This is a genomic window from Methanocalculus sp. MC3, assembly GCF_054767395.1.
In genome coordinates, this window is the sequence record NZ_BAABMP010000002.1 from 666,270 (window position 1) to 684,320 (window position 18,051).

General features: G+C 51.9%; 12 protein-coding genes. 3 read left to right on the forward strand and 9 right to left on the reverse strand.

Annotation, left to right across the window (positions count from 1 at the left end; genetic code table 11):
- Positions 1–58: 58 nt before the first annotated feature.
- Entirely contained in the window at positions 59–1,483 is a 1,425-nt protein-coding gene (locus tag ACYUBO_RS07010; protein WP_460373269.1) for an aldehyde dehydrogenase family protein, read from the forward strand.
- Positions 1,484–1,486: 3 nt separating this feature from the next.
- Here ACYUBO_RS07010 and ACYUBO_RS07015 read toward each other — a convergent pair whose 3' ends face one another.
- From ACYUBO_RS07015 to purH, 9 genes are all read right to left on the reverse strand, one after another.
- A complete protein-coding gene (locus ACYUBO_RS07015; RefSeq protein ID WP_460373270.1) occupies positions 1,487–3,304 on the reverse strand; it encodes a sensor histidine kinase in 1,818 nt (605 codons plus the stop codon).
- 195 nt (positions 3,305–3,499) lie between these two features.
- Entirely contained in the window at positions 3,500–5,401 is a 1,902-nt protein-coding gene (locus ACYUBO_RS07020) for a HAMP domain-containing sensor histidine kinase (protein ID WP_460373271.1), read from the reverse strand.
- Positions 5,402–5,487: 86 nt separating this feature from the next.
- Complete coding sequence (locus ACYUBO_RS07025; RefSeq protein WP_460373272.1) at positions 5,488–7,008, reverse strand: sodium:solute symporter family protein; 1,521 nt, start codon at positions 7,006–7,008, stop codon at positions 5,488–5,490.
- Positions 7,009–7,346: 338 nt separating this feature from the next.
- Positions 7,347–8,870, reverse strand: a complete 1,524-nt coding sequence (locus ACYUBO_RS07030; RefSeq protein ID WP_460373273.1) for a sodium:solute symporter family protein — start codon at positions 8,868–8,870, stop codon at positions 7,347–7,349.
- Positions 8,871–9,056: 186 nt separating this feature from the next.
- Complete coding sequence (gene ilvN / locus ACYUBO_RS07035; protein WP_460373274.1) at positions 9,057–9,557, reverse strand: acetolactate synthase small subunit; 501 nt, start codon at positions 9,555–9,557, stop codon at positions 9,057–9,059.
- Entirely contained in the window at positions 9,554–11,227 is a 1,674-nt protein-coding gene (gene ilvB, locus ACYUBO_RS07040; RefSeq protein WP_460373275.1) for a biosynthetic-type acetolactate synthase large subunit, read from the reverse strand. The genes ilvN and ilvB overlap by 4 nt, the downstream gene beginning before the upstream one ends.
- Positions 11,211–12,713, reverse strand: a complete 1,503-nt coding sequence (locus tag ACYUBO_RS07045; protein ID WP_460373276.1) for a 2-isopropylmalate synthase — start codon at positions 12,711–12,713, stop codon at positions 11,211–11,213. Before ACYUBO_RS07045 ends, ilvB begins: the two co-directional genes overlap by 17 nt.
- 210 nt (positions 12,714–12,923) lie before the next feature.
- Positions 12,924–13,556: a DUF4013 domain-containing protein gene (locus tag ACYUBO_RS07050; RefSeq protein WP_300331957.1), complete on the reverse strand. Its 633-nt coding sequence runs from the start codon at positions 13,554–13,556 to the stop codon at positions 12,924–12,926.
- 308 nt (positions 13,557–13,864) lie between these two features.
- Positions 13,865–15,349, reverse strand: a complete 1,485-nt coding sequence (purH, locus tag ACYUBO_RS07055; RefSeq protein WP_460373277.1) for a bifunctional phosphoribosylaminoimidazolecarboxamide formyltransferase/IMP cyclohydrolase — start codon at positions 15,347–15,349, stop codon at positions 13,865–13,867.
- A 340-nt stretch (positions 15,350–15,689) separates the two neighbouring features.
- Between purH and ACYUBO_RS07060 the strand changes: the two genes are divergently transcribed.
- Together ACYUBO_RS07060 and dnaK are read left to right on the forward strand one after the other, a co-directional pair.
- Positions 15,690–16,211, forward strand: coding sequence for a nucleotide exchange factor GrpE (locus ACYUBO_RS07060; RefSeq protein ID WP_460373278.1), 522 nt, complete (start codon positions 15,690–15,692; stop codon positions 16,209–16,211).
- 5 nt (positions 16,212–16,216) lie between these two features.
- The gene (dnaK, locus tag ACYUBO_RS07065) at positions 16,217–18,046 is read left to right on the forward strand and encodes a molecular chaperone DnaK (protein WP_460373279.1); all 1,830 of its coding nucleotides are present in this window, start codon (positions 16,217–16,219) and stop codon (positions 18,044–18,046) included.
- The last annotated feature ends 5 nt before the right edge of the window (positions 18,047–18,051 follow it).

Here is an 18,051-nt window from a genome sequence, read left to right on the forward strand (position 1 = left end):
TATCTTCTCTTTGGTTCCGATCACCACTATTATCTGATCATACCCTGGATCTCTCTGTATGCAGATGATGATTGGCGATCAGTTCACTGAATCGGTCTCTGGTAAGCGCACCCGGATCAAAAACCCCGCAGACGGCACCCCTGCCGGGGAGGTTCCATCCGGTGGAGCGGAGGATGTCAGGCTTGCGGTGGAGGCTGCGAGTGAGGCATTTGTGAGATGGAGCGAGGTTCCCAATTCCCACCGGGGTATCACCCTCTTCCGGTCAGCTGAACTGATCAGGAGGGAAGCAGACCGGCTCGCCCTCATCCTGACAACAGAACAGGGCAAGCCGCTCCGTGAAGCAAAGGATGAGGTGCTTGGGGCAGCGGCAGTTTTTGAGTACTATGCCGGATCGGCATCCCTCATCACAGCCGGATATTCCGAGAGACTGCCGCGGTACGGATATGGCGTGGTGCAGAGGAAGCCGCTTGGGGTCTGCGCCGCGATCATCCCATGGAATATGCCGGTATTGATCGCCGCCTGGAAGATCGGGGCCGCTCTTGTGACAGGAAATACCCTTGTTCTGAAGCCCTCTATACAGGCGCCGATGGCTGTTCTTGCACTCGGTGAGGCGATGCAGCGATCAGGACTTCCTCCAGGGGTGCTGAATATCGTCACCGGGAATGGTGCAGATGCAGGCGATCCCCTCATCCGTCATGATGCGGTGAAGAAGATTTCATTCACCGGAAGTATTGAAACAGGCAGGGCAATTGCCGGGGCAACAGCTGGCACCATGAAGAGGCTGACACTGGAGCTTGGCGGAAACGATCCGATGATCATCTGTTCCGATGTTGACCCGGTTGCAGCCGCCGATGCAGCTCTTGCACTCCGCCTCTATAACTGCGGCCAGATCTGCACCTCTCCAAAGCGGATGATTGTCATGGATGAGATCCATGATGCATTCATCTCACGGCTTCAGCAGACGATCCCGGAGGTTGTCATTGGTGATGGTTGCGATCCCGCATCCCGGATCGGCCCTCTGAATAACGAAGCAGGGAAAAACAGCGTGGAAGATGCAATCCTGAGGCTTGAGGATGAGGGAGCCAGGATTCTGAGAGGGAAACTCTCGGCAGGGCTCTCACATAAGGGCTTCTTCTGCCCGCCTGCCCTTGCCACCGGATGTGCCGCGGATTCAAAAGTGCTCTCTGAAGAGATCTTCGGCCCCCTCATCCCGGTGATCCGGGCGGGCGATCTGGATGAGGGGATCGAGATTGCCAACAGCACACGCTTTGGACTGGGCGCCTCGATCTGGACACAACAGATCAATACTGCTGAACGGGCAGCAGAGGAACTTGAAGCGGGGATCGTCTGGGTAAACCAGCATATGAAGCTCCCCCCGGAAGTGCCGTTTGGCGGGGTAAAGGGGAGCGGGTTTGGGCGTGAGAACGGCCTGTCATTTATTGATGCCTATACCTGGGAGAAGACGATCCTCATCTCCCGGTAGAGGCTATTTGTCCACTTTTTTCAGCCGGATAACGAATGATACACCCTGTGTGGGATCGCCCGGCACCCGGTCTTCAACGATGATCGAACCGCCATAGCGATCAACTATCAGGGTATGGACGATGAAGAGGCCAAGCCCCTTCCCCCTTACCCTCTCGGTTCCCCGTGTGTATTTTGTAAAGATTACCGGTTTTGTCGCGTCCGGAATGCCGGGTCCGGTATCGTCGATTCGTATCAGGACGGCATCTTCTGTTGTGGTTACTGAGATGGTGATGCTGACATCGTCACCCCCAAACTTCAGGCTGTTTACAATGATATTCGAGAGTGCCTGTGAGAGGAGAGAGTCTGCACAGGCAGAGATGTCTTCATCCTCCATGAGAAGGGTGATCCGATCGTCTGCATCCGCTTCTTTTCTGAGCATGGGTCCGATCCGAACCGGCACAAGTGATGCCTCTGCATCCTGGATCTCCCGCAGGGTCGCGACGTTATCGATGATCTCGTCACTTTTCTTCAGGGAGTTTTTAAGGCCTTCGATATAGCGCTCAAGGGTCTCATCAGCCTCTGATTCCAGGAGTTCAAGATACAGCAATGAGGTATGGTTTGTGTTATTGATATCATGGGTAATCAGGTCAAGATAGAAGCCGACCCTCGCGTGGGCTTCTGTTAAGTCAGTGGTCCGCTCAAGCACCCGCTCCTCAAGCTCCTCATTCTGCACCCTCAGCTCTTCTTCGGATGCCTGGAGCCGGCTCATCATATCCTTCAGCCGATCGACCATCAGCTGGATCGAGAGGGAGAGGGATCTGAGCTCCGGGGGTCCCGCGATCCCGATTGGATGATCGAGATTCCCACCGGAGATGACCTCTGTATCATCGACCAACCGGTGAATAGGCCATGTGATCCGTTCGGTGACTGCATAGGCGAGAATTCCTCCAATCAGAATCGCAATGACAGCGATCATAAGATGCAGCATCAGGAGATTGTGGAGATGTTGCTGAATGGGGGCAGTCGTATAGGTCATCTCTGCAACGAGATTCATCTCAGGCGGGTTGCCATTTGAGGAGAGATCGATGAAGAGGAAGCGGGTATATACCTCAGAAGCCGGATTCTTAAATTCCAGTGATTCTCCGGTTTCCAGCACCGTTTCAATGATCTCTGAGCGCCACTCTTCAGGAACATAACTGGGATTTCCCACCTCATCCCCTTTGAAATAAAAAATCCTGACCGAGGTGAGGTACGGGTTCATCTCACTGATCCTTTCCACTGCCACAGAGTACCTGAGCGCCGATCGCATCTCCTGGATCTCATCATCCATATAGCTGATCTCCAGGATATAGCGGTGATCAGAGGTTGGGTGATAGACAAACTTCCGGAACATGCCGGTGGAGAAATCCTTGACAATCCGATCTGAGACAAAAATATTTCCTTCCCGGATCTTCGTCAGGCGGCGATAGAATTGCGGGTACTCTGAAAAGTCCAGGAGATGATCGGGGGAGTAGGTAGTATACTCAATCACCCCTGCATCATTGATGATATAGAGCTCATAGCCATCCCCAAATGATGCCTTCACCCCTTCAAGATCGATTCGACCGGGATCACCTCCACTCTCTTCATATGCAGAGAGGAAAGAATCCATTGGAGCTTTGAGTTTGTAATCAAGAGACTGGTCAAAGAGGAGAAGACCCCGATCAACAAGGAGCATCGACTGGATGAGCCCTTCTTCATTCTTCTCCTGCTGGAGGAGCATGGTGTTCCCGAGCTGCTCGCGGGAATTGTTGTAATTGACATTGATGACGACGGTGGTGACAATAAGGATGATGAGCACTATGCTACCGAAAAGAAGCCAGCTGAAAGGGATTTTCTCTGTGAATGAAGACGTGTTCACCATATGCACCAAAAGGGTCTGTATCTATACGATGACAGGAACCCGCATAAAGGTTGTCATTTAACTGAATAAGCCAGATATATCAGAAAAAAAATATTTTCATCATAAGATTGGTTTGCCAATCCGAGTGATTTCTCAGGCATTTACATCCATCCGGTAGCAGCCTTCCGGCACAAGGATCTCAAATCTCGCCCCCTCACCATACACCCCCGTCTCCCGGATGGTAATTCCGGTGATGGCAAGGATCTCCCGTACAAGAAAGAGGCCATAACCTGTATTTGTACCAAAGCCACGTTCAAAGATCAGCTCTTTATTCTCATCCAGAACGCCGGGGCCGTCATCTTCATAGAGGATTAAAAGACCGTTATCTGTCTCACTACAGCTGATCCTCACCTCTGTTGCCCCATCTGCATGGCGGAGCGTGTTATCCATCAGGTTTGAAAAGACCTTCTCAACCATCGGATCAGCATATATGAAGTATCCCGGACAATCGCATCGGACAGGGAGGGAACCATCCTGTATCCGCCCGATCAGTTCACGGAGGGAGAGCCACTGTGGTTCGTGGACACCAAGCTTCTCATATTCTCCCGTAAATGCAATCTGTTCCTCGATTGCCGATAATGCAGCACCGGCTTCCTTGAGATATGAGAGAGTTTTGGGGTTGTGATCAGTCATCCCCGCCAGTTCTATGTAGCCACTGAGTGCAAGGATTTTATTCTGGATATCGTGGCGGGTGATACTCGTCAGGAGCTGCAGCTTTTTGTTGGAATGCTTCAGAGCGTCTGCGGTCTTCTGCTGTTCGGAGAGCGCCTCACTGAGTTTTGCCGTCCGCTCAAGCACCCGCTCCTCAAGCTCCTCATTCTGTACCCTCAGCTCTTCTTCAGATGCCTGAAGCCGGCCCATCATATCCTTCAGGCGATCCACCATCTGCTGGATCGAGAGGGAGAGTGACCTGAGCTCTGGGAGGCTGGATACCCCGATGGTGTGATCGAGTTCGCCACTCGCGATAGTTTCGGTATCATGGACCAGGTGCTTAATCGGCCGGTTGATCCGGCCGGTTGCGCCAAATGCAAGTATGCCACCAAGGAGGAGCGCAATGCCGGCAACCAAAAGGTGTTTCTGGAAGAGGGTCTCGAGTTCACGCTCTATTGGAGCTGTCGTATAAGTCAGTGCAGCAACCAGGTTCATCATCTCAGGGCTGTCATGTTCCGAGAAATCCGCATAGATATACCGCGTGTAGGAGCTCGTCTCAGGGCTGTTGATCTGGACTGGAACTCCGGTATCAAGAACATCGGCGATGATCCGGGTCCGTTGCTCGTCCGGAGGTATCGAAGAATTCCCGACCTCATCACCCACTTTGTTGAAGATCCGAATAGAGGTCAGGTAGGGGTTTATTTGAATGATATTCGCTGCAGCTTCAGTGTAATGGAGGGTAGATCTGATCTCCTCGATCTCTGCATCGGTGTAGCTTATCTCAAGGATGTACCGATAATCTGGTGTTGGATGGTAGACAAATTTCCTGTTTGTTCCTGTGGAGAGATCATAAGTAATCCGATCAGAGACATACTCGCCACCAAGCCTTATCCCTGTCAGGCGGCTGAAGAACCAGGGATATGCCGAGAAATCCATCAGGTAATCGGGAGGATAGGTGGTATGGATGATCACTCCATGCTCGTCAATGATATAGAGTTCATATCCTTCCCCAAATAATCGCTTAAGCTCTTCAAGATCGACTGCCCCGGGATCTCCTCCGGTATCATGATATGCAGCAAGAAAGAGATCCATCGGCTCTTTAAGCTTGAAATCGAGAGAGTGGTCAAAGAGAAGATAGCCCTGATCGATGAGCTGCATCGACTGGAGAAGGCTGAACTCGGTGTTCTCCTGGAGTGTCAGCACTTCAGATTCAAACTGGTTTCGTGCGGATGAATAATTGATATGCAGCACCATTCCGGTGACTGCAAGTATGATCAGGACGATGATTCCAAAGAGCAGCCATCGAAATGGTATTCTGCCGGATAGTTTTTCTCCCGCCACCATTCGCATTTTTCCTTTATCGATTTATTGGAGAAGGGGGGGGAGAATGATAAAGGTTCCTATCCTATCCGACATCTAACTATCAAATCCTACTTTCTCCTGAATATATACCAACCCGTCATTGTCTCATCGAGCACCTTCTGGCTGTTCTTTGCGGTGAGAAGACTCACAACAATAAGGGCAATCAGTGCGAGCGTCACCGAATACAGGCTGAAATGAACCGGGAGCTTGGCCACGTACTGGTGGTAGTACCCAAAGATGCCGGATCCGATCAGGCCACATGCCATAGCGGCAAGTGCGCCTTTGGTTGTCGCCCCCCGCCAGTAGAGCCCTCCAAGGATCGGGATGGCAAAGGTTGAGAGCATCACGCCAATTCCCATCCAGATGAGCCAGGCGAGCATTTCCGGAGGGTTAATCGCAAGAATAAGTGAGATGACAGCTGCAAGGAATACCGAGGCTTTGGATACGGTGAGCACTTTCTTTGTTGATGCTTCCGGATGAAGGATATTCTTGTAGATATCCCAGGAGAAGATCGTGCCGATGGTGAGCATCAGGCGATCGGTTGTTGACATCACCGCAGCCAGCACGATAACGGCAAAGAACGCCCAGATAAGCATATTTGGTGCGGCAAACTCGACTCCGAGGATGAATGAAAAGTCCTGAGCATTTATGGTATCAGGGAGAATGATCTGGCCTTCTTCGACGAGGACACGGACCGCAAATCCGACGAATTTCACAAGGAGCATCACCACAAGGTAGATGAGAAACGCAATCAGGGGAGACCACTTGAAGTATTTCGTCTCTTTTGCAGCAAGTACATTGTTAATGACATGCGGAGCACAGGCAAGCCCGACCATCAGGAGGATGGCAAACGAGAAGAGGAACTCCGGTGTTGCAAAGGCGTATCCTGCATAGACCGGGGTTGGGTACCACGGTGCAACAAAATTCGGATCTATGCCGGAGAGCACCTCGTTGATATGCGTTAATCCTCCCGCCCGCATGATCAGGAACGGTGCAATCGCAACGACACCAAAGATCAATATCAGTCCCTGGATAAGGGTCGTCCATGAAACCGCATAGAGGCCGCCGATCACCGTATAGGTCGTGATGATGATACCCGCAATGATCAGCGCCTGCCAGTGCTCTATCCCAAAGAGCCAGATCAGGACGATGCTGATTGCGGTATACTGGCCGACAAGATAGATCAGCGAGACGGTGATCCCGGCGATGGCAGAGAGCCCGCGGAGGTGCTTTGCACTCTCAAACCGGTGGGCAAAATAATCTTCAAGCGTGAGATAGCCGTTCTCACGCCCGACCGTATGGAGTTTCATCCCAAAGATCGTGATACAGAAGGCAGCGGCCGCAGGAACAAAGATCTGCTCCCAGATCGTCGGCCAGCCAGAGGCATAGCCAAGCCCCGATACCCCAAGGAGGGTCATTCCGCTGCATATCGAGGCGACCATCAGGATCGTAAAGACCCAGAAACCAAGCGATCTGCCCGCGAGGATGTAATCCTCGGTATTAATAATCTTCCGTGATGCCCAGGCACCAATCCCGATCAGGAGAAGGAAGTAGAAGATGATGATGACAAACGTCATTGCATCTGCCATACTCAGTCTCCCTCCGGGAATCTCAATGCCCAGATAACCAGCAGAATGATGATAACCAGTATCGTTCCAAGAACGGCATACACCGTGTGGTCAGGTAATCCAAATATCATATAATGCTAATGTGTGCCATGCTAACATATAACATGCTCGATCCTGATCGCATCGAAAGGGAAATATCCGATGATTCACCGGATCATCACATATTATCGATTCATCAGAAGATGCAGGATACCAGCAGGAAGTCTCAGGGAAAAAAAGCAAAATGGAAGAGATGGGAGTTTAGAGAGGATGATTTCTGGTTTTTGCAACCAGAGATCAGTTCTCTCTTATAATCGCCATCATCTCCTGAAAATATACCAGCCTGTCATTGTTTTATCAAGAACCTCAGGGCTGTTCTTCTCAGAAAGCCAGCTGACGATAACCATCGCCAGAACCGATACCGTCACCGAATAGAGGCTGAAATGTACCGGGAGTGCGGCAACATACTGATGATAATAGCCAAAAACCCCAGATGAGATCAGCCCGGCACTCATCGATACAAGCGCCCCCTTTGTTGTTGCCCCCCGCCAGTAGAGTCCTGCGAGTATCGGGACTGCAAATGTTGAGAGCATCACACCAATCCCCATCCAAATCAGCCAGGCGAGCATTGCGGGAGGGTTGATGGCAAGGATGAGCGAGATGGCAGCTGCAACAAAGACAGAGACCCGTGAGATCCAGAGAACCCGGCTGTCCGGGGCATCGGTATTGAGAATGTTTTTGTAGATATCCCAGGAGAACATCGTCCCGATCGTCAGCATAAGCCGATCGGTCGTAGACATCACCGCAGCAAGTACAATAACGGCAAATATGCCCCATATAAAGACATTCGGGGCGGCGTACTCAACCCCGTACATAAATGCATAGTCCTGAGCATTGATCGCTTCCGGGAGCACCAGACAGCCTTCCTCGACCAGGACACGGACCGCAAAGCCTGCGAACTTTACGAGCAGCATCACCACAAGGTAGATCAGAAATGCCAACAGGGGAGACCATTTGAAGTATTTCACATCACGTGCCGCGAGGACATTGTTGATGACATGCGGAGCACAGGCAAGGCCAACCACCATCAACAGGCCAAAGGAGAGGAGGAACTCAGGTGTTGCAAAGGCATAATCGGCATAGATTGGTTGTGGAAACCAGGGCTCGACGAGGTTCGGATCAATTCCGGCAAGGACACCATTGATATGTGTCAGGCCACCTGCCTTTGCGATCAGGACGGGGGCAATCGCAATCACACCGGCAATCAGGAGACCGCCCTGAAGAAGTGTTGTCCAGGAGACTGCATAGAGCCCTCCGATGACGGTGTAGGCAGTGATGATGATCCCTGCAATGACCAGTGCCTGCCAGTGGGCAATATCAAAGAGCCAGATCAACACGATACTGATGGCGGTGTACTGGCCGACAAGATAGATCAGTGAGACAGCGATTCCGGCAATTGCCGAGAGTGCCCGGAGCTCACGGACACTCTCAAACCGGTGGGCAAAATAATCCTCAAGGGTCATATACCCGTTTTCATTGCCGATTTTATGGAGCTTCACACCGAATATGGTGATACAGAAGGCAGCAGCAAGCGGGACTGCGATCTGCTCCCATATTCCGGGCCAGCCGGAGGTATACCCATACCCCGACACCCCGACCAGGGTCATGCCACTGCAGATTGAGGCGACCATCAGGATCGTAAAGACCCAGAAGCCAAGCGACCTGCCCGCTACGATATAGTCGCTTGTCGTGTTGATCTTCCGTGATGCCACAATCCCGATTCCAATCAGCAGGATGCAGTAAATCAGAATGATCAGAATGGTTCCGATTCCGGCTAGTGTCATGAATGCTCCGGCTTTCTCGATCGATGAATGATGATTTGGCAGGGAACGGGCAGGAGCGTGTTGATGGAAGAAGAACGATCCGGCCAAATCTCGTTTCCGATCATGTCATGCTATAGTATGTCACGGCATTTAATTAAAATGCGTGATCTATCCGGCGGAAAACTAAAAAATAGTGATGAGAAAGGTCTAATCTCCGGCTGTGGTCTTTGAGCCACGCAGTGCCGCGATCGTTCCCGTCCTCACAAGCTCCTTCACCCCGTACTGGCGGAGGAGTTTCTCGAGTGCATCGATCTTCTCTGGCGGGCCGACCACCTGAAGGATAAGCGTCTTCGCACCGACATCGATGATCTGTGCACGGAAGGTATCTGCGATCTGCATCACCTCGGCACGGGAACTGCCCGGGTTTGCAACCACCTTGATGAGCGCCAGTTCACGCCGCACATGCTCGTGATAGGTGATATCCGAGACCTTGATGACATCGATCAGCTTGTTCAGCTGCTTCTTCACCTGCTCGATCCGGGTATCATCCCCATGCACGGTGATGGTGATCCGGCTCATCTCAGGCACTTCGCAGGTGCCGACAGCCAGGCTCTCGATGTTGAATCCCCGGCGGGAGAACATTCCGGCAACCCGTGAGAGGACACCGGCACGATTCTCAACAAGGACTGAAAGGGTATGGACCTTCATTTCTTCTCCCCCCCGATCATCTCATTGATGGCAGCACCGGCAGGGACCATCGGGAAGACATTCTCCTCCCGCTCGACCCTGAAGTCAAGGACGAACGGGCCGTCTGTATCGATGGCGGCAGTGAGCGCCTCTTTCACCTGATCTGCAGAATCGACCCTCATTCCGTCGATTCCATATGCTGCGGCAATACCGACGAAGTCCACAGACGGCAGTTCGGTATAGGAGTAGCGGCGGTCATAGAAGAGCTCCTGCCACTGCCTGACCATCCCGAGGTACATGTTATTCAGGATGACAACCTTGACGGGGATATCATACTGGACGATGGTGCCAAATTCCTGGATATTCATCTGGATACTCCCATCTCCCGCAATATCAAAGACCGGGAGATCGGGGCGGGCAAAGTGGGCTCCCATTGCAGCAGGCAGGCCATATCCCATCGTCCCAAGACCCCCGGAGGTGATCCAGGTTCTTGGGTGTTTGAAACAGAACTGCTGTGCGGTCCACATCTGGTTCTGCCCGACCTCGGAGACGATGATCCCCTCTCCATCGAGGAGATCGGAGAGGGTTTTAATGACAAGCTGCGGCCTGAGCACCCCGTCTTCCGGGCAGGCCATCGGGTACTGCACCTTCCAGTGGCTGATCTTCTCATTCCAGACAGACCTGTCGGTTGTTCCGGTGAGACGGTCGAGCATGCAGATCAGGACCTGGCGTGAATCGCCGACGATCGGGAGATCAACCACCTTGTTCTTTCCAATCTCGGCAGGATCGATATCAATATGGATGATCCTGGCATTCGGGGCAAAAGACTGAACCCTGCCGGTTACCCGATCATCAAACCGTGCTCCGATGGCGATTAAGAGATCACATTCGGTGATGGCATAGTTTGCATATCTTGTACCATGCATCCCGAGCATGCCGAGGTTGAGGGGGTGATCGCAGGGGATTGCTCCGATGCCCATCAGGGTGGTCGTCACCGGAATCCCGGTCATCTCAGCAAACCGGACAAGCTCAGGTGATGCATCTGATGCAATCACGCCTCCGCCCGCATAGATCACCGGCCGCTCTGCCTCTGCTATCATGGAGAGGGCTTTTTCAATCTGCCTGAGATGCCCTTTGAATGTCGGGTTGTACCCTCTGAGGGAGACCTCCTTCAGGGGTCCCGGATCGGGCGCTTCATTGGTCACGACATCTTTTGGAAGATCAACCAGGACAGGACCCTGCCTGCCGGTGCCGGCGATATGGAATGCCTCAGCAAGAACCGTGTCGATATCCTCAGCCCTCTTGACGAGGTAGCTGTGTTTTGTGACAGGCATCGTGATGCCGGTGATATCAGACTCCTGGAAGGCATCGTTTCCAAGCAGGGCTGTTGGGACCTGTCCGGTCAGTGCCACCATAGGAACGGAGTCCATATATGCAGTCGCAATCCCGGTAACAAGATTGCATGCTCCCGGCCCGGATGTTGCCAGGCATACACCTGTCCTGCCGGAAGCACGTGCATACCCGTCTGCCGCATGGGCTGCAGCCTGCTCATGCCGCACAAGAATATGGCGGAGGGGGGAGTCGTACAGCTCGTCGTAGATTGGGAGTACCACACCACCGGGGTAGCCGAAGATAGTCGTCACTCCCTGCCGCAATAGTCCTTCAATGAGAATTTTAGCCCCGGTTTTCATCTTTTTTCCTCAATAACCTGTTCATTCCGGATATCATCGCCTCAACCGACGCCATGATGATGTCCGTTCTGGCGCCGCGGGAGGTGATCAATTCTCCGTCCTTCCTTAACTTAACTGTGACGTCTACAAGAGCATCTGTTCCCCCGTAGATCGCATCGACATGATATTCTTCAAGGGTGATATCGCCAACATCCTGCACCGCCTTTCTGAGGGCCATGATGACCGCGTCAACCGGGCCGGTTCCTGTGGATGCCTGGGTGATATCCTCACCATTGACGGTCAGGGTAACCGATGCCGTCGGCATAACACTGTTGCCAGAGACCGTCGTGAACTGTTTCATCTGGATCACCGGCGTGCAGGAGATATCCAGCACCGCTTCTGCGATTGCATGGAGATCCGAGTCGGTGACCCGCTTTCCTTCATCGCCAAGCTGCTTCACCCGTGAGACGATCTCCTGGAGCTGCCGTGGTTCTGTCCTGTATCCCATCTCTGACAGGGCTGCTTCAACAGAGGCGCTGCCCGAGTGTTTTCCAAGGAGGATCCGCCGCCGTCTCCCGACCATCTCAGGCATGATCGGCTCATAGGTTGCAGCATCACGGAGGATGCCATGTGCATGGATGCCGCTTTCGTGGGTAAATGCCATCTCCCCGACGATCGCCTTGTTTGTCGGAAGCGGTACACGGGTAAGCCTGGATACGAGTGTGGAGAGGTGATAGAGCTCTTCGGTTTTGATACCGGTCTTCACACCATACAGGACCTCAAGCGACATCACAAGATCCTCAAGCGGGGTGTTGCCTGCCCGCTCACCCAGGCCGTTGACCGTCACATGGGCGCATGATGCACCGGATTTCAGGGCGGAGAGGGTCGTTGCGAGGCCAAGCCCCAGATCGTTGTGGCAGTGGATCGAGAGAGGCGCGAGTGTGGCAAGAGGCGGGATGATCTCACCCGCCCGCTCGGGGGTCATTACGCCGACCGTATCACAGAAGCAGATCCGATCCGCACCCCGTTCAACTCCCCCTGCATAGAGATCGTACAGGTATGCCTGGTCGGCTCTTGATGCATCTTCGCCCGAGAGCTCTACGATCAAGCCGCGATCCTTTGCATATTCGACAGAATCCCATGCCATCTTCATCACATACTCCCGGTCTTTCTGGAGTTTCTTCTCGATATGAAGATCAGATACCGGGATGACAAGATGGATGGATTCAGCACCAAAATCTGCTGCATAGTCGATATCAAGCCGGACACCCCGGACAAAAGTACAGATCTCTGCCTTCAGTCCGGCATCGGATATCAGCCTGAGAGACTCTCGTTCTCCATCAGATGCAACAGCTGATCCAACCTCGATGACAGAAACACCAATGTCTGAGAGAAGTGTTGCAATGTTTAACTTATCATCGGGTTTCAGCGATACACCGGGGGTCTGTTCCCCGTCACGCAGTGTCGTGTCTAAAAAGCGTGGGCTTTTAACAAATAAAGCAATCACTCATAGTGGAAAGCACCATTTCAATAATGGTATGTGAGAATATTTAATAGGTTGTTTTTTTCAACTGGTTGGGAAACAATTGCATTTCTCCATTCTTCATTCAGGGCATCCCCGATAGTCCCAAAGAGCAAGTCTTATCATCACTCTATTTATGGCCGAGGCTCTCCAATGTCGGCAAAATAATAAAAAGAGAGTTAATTTCTGTTCTGCTCAGGCAGCGCTGTCATAGACAAGCGTCATGTAGCGTGCTGTGAAGATGATGAACGCCGGCATGAGAATGAAGAGCAGGAGCTGGCCAAGAATCGGGATGAGCATCAGGACGAACTGGATAACAGCAAGGACAACTCCGAGGATGATCAGTGCGATGATGTAGTTGATCCAGCCGATCTTACCGATGGTCTCGAAGATAGCACCGAAGTTGAATGCCTCGCCAAATGATTCCATCCGTGAGAACCGGATGTAGGCGATCGGGAGGATAAGCATGATGATGATAGCAACGATGAAAAAGACAAGTAAGCCAAGACCCATTGCACCAAAGGCTGCCATATCCCCTCCTGCCATGGCAGCACCGGCTGCACCGAAGCCCATGACAAATGCAACGATTATGAGGGGTATTGCGTAGATAATTCCTACAATCAGCAGCTTGATACCGTCAATGAAGAGACCGCCCCAGTTTTCAAGTTCGGGAGCCGGGGTCGTTCCCTTGTAAATTCTCATTACATACCCATAGATAAGAGGGAAGATGATCGATGAGATGATGAGGAGAATCCACTTCATCCACTTACCGATCAGACATTCCTTTGTATACTCAAAAGAGTTGCCAAGTAATGTACCATATTCCATAGTGTCACCACCTCTGTGGTAATCAGAATACGATCTTCTTTGTATATATATTTAACCCATAAATGAACGATAATTGGGCTTTTTTGAAAGATTAAGATGTGATACTGTGAGAAGTTCGATATACAGGGAGAAAAAATGCCCGATTGGTGTAATGGAGGGAATACAAGAGGGAAAGACGATCAAGTTTCATCGGGAATGCAATGCCTGAAAAAAAGCAGTATAATAATAGTATAGATATTATTTATTATGAAGAACTTTCATTAAATATAAAAATGTAGGTTTTGATTATTGTCAGGGAATATTCCAGTCTAATGCCTGAAGTACCTGACTCCGGTGAAGATCATCGCCATATTCCGCTTGTTGGCCGCCTCAATAACCTCGGCATCCCGGATTGAGCCGCCGGGCTGGATGAGGGCGGTTGCTCCCGCGTCTGACGCCACCTCTAAAGTGTCGGGGAAGGGGAGGAAGGCATCGGAGGCGGCAACCGATCCCTTCAGGGACTTATTCGCCTTCTCGATCGCGATCTTTGCCGCATCAACCCTGCTCATCTGGCCAGCTCCGATCCCAAGGGTCTCCTCGTTGTTTGCAAAGATGATCGTATTGCTCTTTGTGTGTTTGCAGACCCGCCATGCAAGCCTCATTGCATCCAGTTCTGCTGCAGTCGGCTCACGTTCTGATACCACTTCCCAGTGTTCGAGGTATGGAGGTGTCCGCATACAGAGGATACCGCCGTCGATGGACCGAAGCTCATCAGCCAGTGAGGGTTCAGGCATAATCAGAACCCGCATATTCTCTTTTGCCTTCATCATCTCCAGAGCCTCTGATGAGAATGAGGGTGCGATGATCACCTCGACAAAGGTGCTGCAGATTGCTTCTGCCACATCAGATCCGACCTCGCGGTTCATCGCAACAACGGAACCATATGCCGAGACAGGATCGACATCCCGTGCCCGTATATAGGAGTCGATGAGTGTTTCCCCGGTTGCAACACCACAGGGGTTGTTGTGCTTGACGATGACGCATGCGGGATTATCAAACTCCCTGAGAAGGCCGACTGCGGAATTGAGGTCGAGATAGTTGTTATAGGACATCTGTTTGCCCTGGAGCGGCTCAACCCCGGCGATCCCGACGGTTCCATAGACGGCAGCCTGCTGGTGCGGATTCTCCCCGTACCTGAGCATTCGTCCGGACTGGAACTGGACCGTCAGGACAGACGGGAAGGTGGAGTCCAGGCTGCTTAGATAGTTGCTGATGGCAGCATCATAGGCAGCAGTCCTGGCAAACGCCTTTTTTGCAAGGGAGAGACGGAGTGAAGCAGAAACCGTTCCCTCTGCCATTGCAGTTTCAATCGCCGGGTAATCAGCAGGATCGCAGCAGACAAGAACATCCCTGTAGTTCTTGGCAGCGGCCCTGATCATAGCAGGACCGCCAATATCGATGAACTCAACCAGTTCTTCAAGAGGGAGATCCTGTGCGGACATGGCTTCGAATGGATAGAGGTTCACAACCAGCAGATCGATTCCGGGGATATCGTGCTCCGCCATAACGGAATCATCGATCCCACGCCTGCCGAGGAGACCGCCATGGATCTTCGGATGGAGGGTCTTTACCCGGCCATCCATCATTTCAGGAGAGCCGGTGTAGGCAGAGACCTCGGTGAAGGGTATCCCAGCGTCTTTAAGCGCCTTGCCGGTACCACCTGAACTCAGGATACTGACGCCTGATTCATGAAGAACGCGGGCAAATGTAACAATTCCTGTCTTATCCCAGACAGAGAGGAGAGCCGTTCTCATGTGAGAACTATTGATCGTCAGGATTATTAGAACTCACCCATACCTGACATCCACCAGGAAATGTGAGAAGACGCGACGGGAGCCATACATGATCTTGTACAACTCTCATCAGATAGGGTTTTCACCCGCCTGCGCCCCCTGATCTGACCTTCGTTCATCCATCACACCCATTAAACGCCATACTCCTATAAAATGTTCAGAAATTGAAAATACGGCTATTTTGCTTCTTCGTATGAATGATACACCGGAGGGCATCCAACACCCATTTACGTAAGGTAAAGGTTAAATTTATATAGAACTGCATTGCAATAGATAGTGTAACACTTTGATGTGATCTTCTATGGAGGATGATGAAACCCAGAGACAGGAAGAGATTGTGAGCAATGAGAGTGAAGCGAGCGAGGTTAAAGATGAAGGAGATTCCAAAGTGACTCAGGAAGCATATGAGGAACTCAATAATAAATTCCTCAGGCTCGCTGCAGACTTTGAGAATTTCAAAAAGAGATCCGCACGGGAGAGGGAACAGATCCTCAGGTTCGCAAATGAACAATTTGCACTGGAGGTACTGGATATTCTCGACAATTTCGAGCGGGCGCTCAAAGCAGAAGATGCTGATCCCAAAGAGGGGCTTTCGCAGATTCACAAATTATTCCTCTCAATCCTGGAGAGAAACGGCATCACCCCCATCGAATGTGCAAATGTCCGCTTCAACCCAAATGAGCATGAAGCGATCGCAGCCATCCCCTCAGATGAGGAAGAGGGAACGATTGTCGATGAGGTATGCCGCGGGTATTGCATGCATGATAAAGTGATACGATGCGCCAAAGTGGCAGTATCGCAGGGTAAACAAAATAAAGAGTGATAAAAATGGCAGAAAAAATTCTTGGAATTGATCTTGGAACGACATACTCCTGCATGGCGATTATGGAAGGGGGAACCCCGAAGGTGATCCCAAACTCCGAAGGCGCCAGGACAACCCCCTCGGTTGTTGCATTCTCAAAAGATGACGAGCGCCTTGTCGGGAGTGTTGCAAAACGCCAGGCTGTAACGAATCCGACCAGAACTATCGCCTCGATCAAGAGGAAGATGGGAACGAATGAAACCGTTGCAATCGGCGATAAGAAGTATACTCCCCAGGAGATCTCGGCGATGGTGCTTCAGAAGCTGAAGGTCGATGCCGAAGCTTATCTTGGAGAGAAGATCACAAAGGCCGTCATCACCGTGCCAGCATACTTCAATGATGCACAGCGTCAGGCAACAAAGGATGCAGGCAAGATTGCAGGCCTTGAAGTGATGCGGATCATCAACGAGCCAACAGCAAGCTCCCTTGCCTACGGCCTTGATAAAGAGGGTGAGTCGACCGTCCTCGTCTATGACCTTGGCGGCGGTACATTCGATGTCTCGATCCTGACACTTGGCGATGGCGTTTTTGAGGTACTCTCAACCAATGGTATCAACCAGCTTGGTGGAGATGACTTTGATGACCGGATTATTGGTTTCTTAATCGATGACTTCAAGAAGAAGGAGGGGGTCGATCTCAGGAAAGATCCGGTTGCACTGCAGCGGCTGAAGGATGCAGCAGAACGAGCAAAGATCGATCTCTCAACCCTTCAGAAGACGAATATCAACCTCCCCTACATCACTACATCCGACTCGGGGCCGAAATTCCTCGACACCGATCTGACCCGTGCAAAGTTCGAGCAGCTGATCGGGGATCTCGTTGACAAGACGATCGATCCTGTGAAGAATGCACTGAAGGATGCAGGACTTGAGGCAAAGGATATCTCGCATGTTCTCCTCGTCGGCGGTTCAACCCGTGTTCCGCTCGTTGTCGAAACCGTCAAGCGGATCACCGGCAAGGAGCCGGACAAGGGTATCAATCCTGACGAGTGTGTTGCACTCGGTGCAGCGATCCAGGGTGCAGTCCTCTCCGGAGAAGCAAAGGATGTCGTCCTCCTTGATGTGACACCGCTCACGCTCGGTATTGAGACGCTCGGCAATATCGCCACCCAGCTCATCGAGAGGAACACGACAATCCCGACACGGAAGAGCCAGATCTTCTCAACCGCAGCAGACGGACAGACGAGTGTCGAGATCCATGTCGTCCAGGGAGAACGCCAGTTTGCACGTGACAACTTCTCTCTCGGCAGGTTCCAGCTGACCGGAATCCCACCGGCACCCCGTGGAATTCCGCAGATCGAGGTGACATTCGATATCGATGCAAACGGTATCGTACATGTCTCTGCAAAGGATCTCGGTTCCGGCAATGAGCAGTCGATTACGATCACCGGGAAGAAAGATCTCGCAGATGATGATATCGACAAGATGGTCAAAGATGCCCAGCTTCATGAAGAGGAAGACAAGAAGAAGCGCGAGGAGATCGAGATCAGAAACAATGCCGACATGGCAGCATACTCTGCCGAGAAGCTGATCAAGGAGAGCGGCGACAAGCTTGACGATGAGGATAAGACCTTAATCGAAGAGGCTGTAGCCGCACTCAAGACAACACTTGAGGGCGAAGACACCGTTGCCATCAAGGAGAAGATGGATGCCCTTCAGGAAGCTGTCTTCAAAGTCACCACAAAACTCTACCAGAAGGCAGGTGAGGCGGCACAGGAAGCAGGTGCAGGCCCTGAAGCAGGAAAACCTGATGACGATACCGTCGTCGATGCCGACTACGAAGTCAAGAAAGAGTGAGCTGA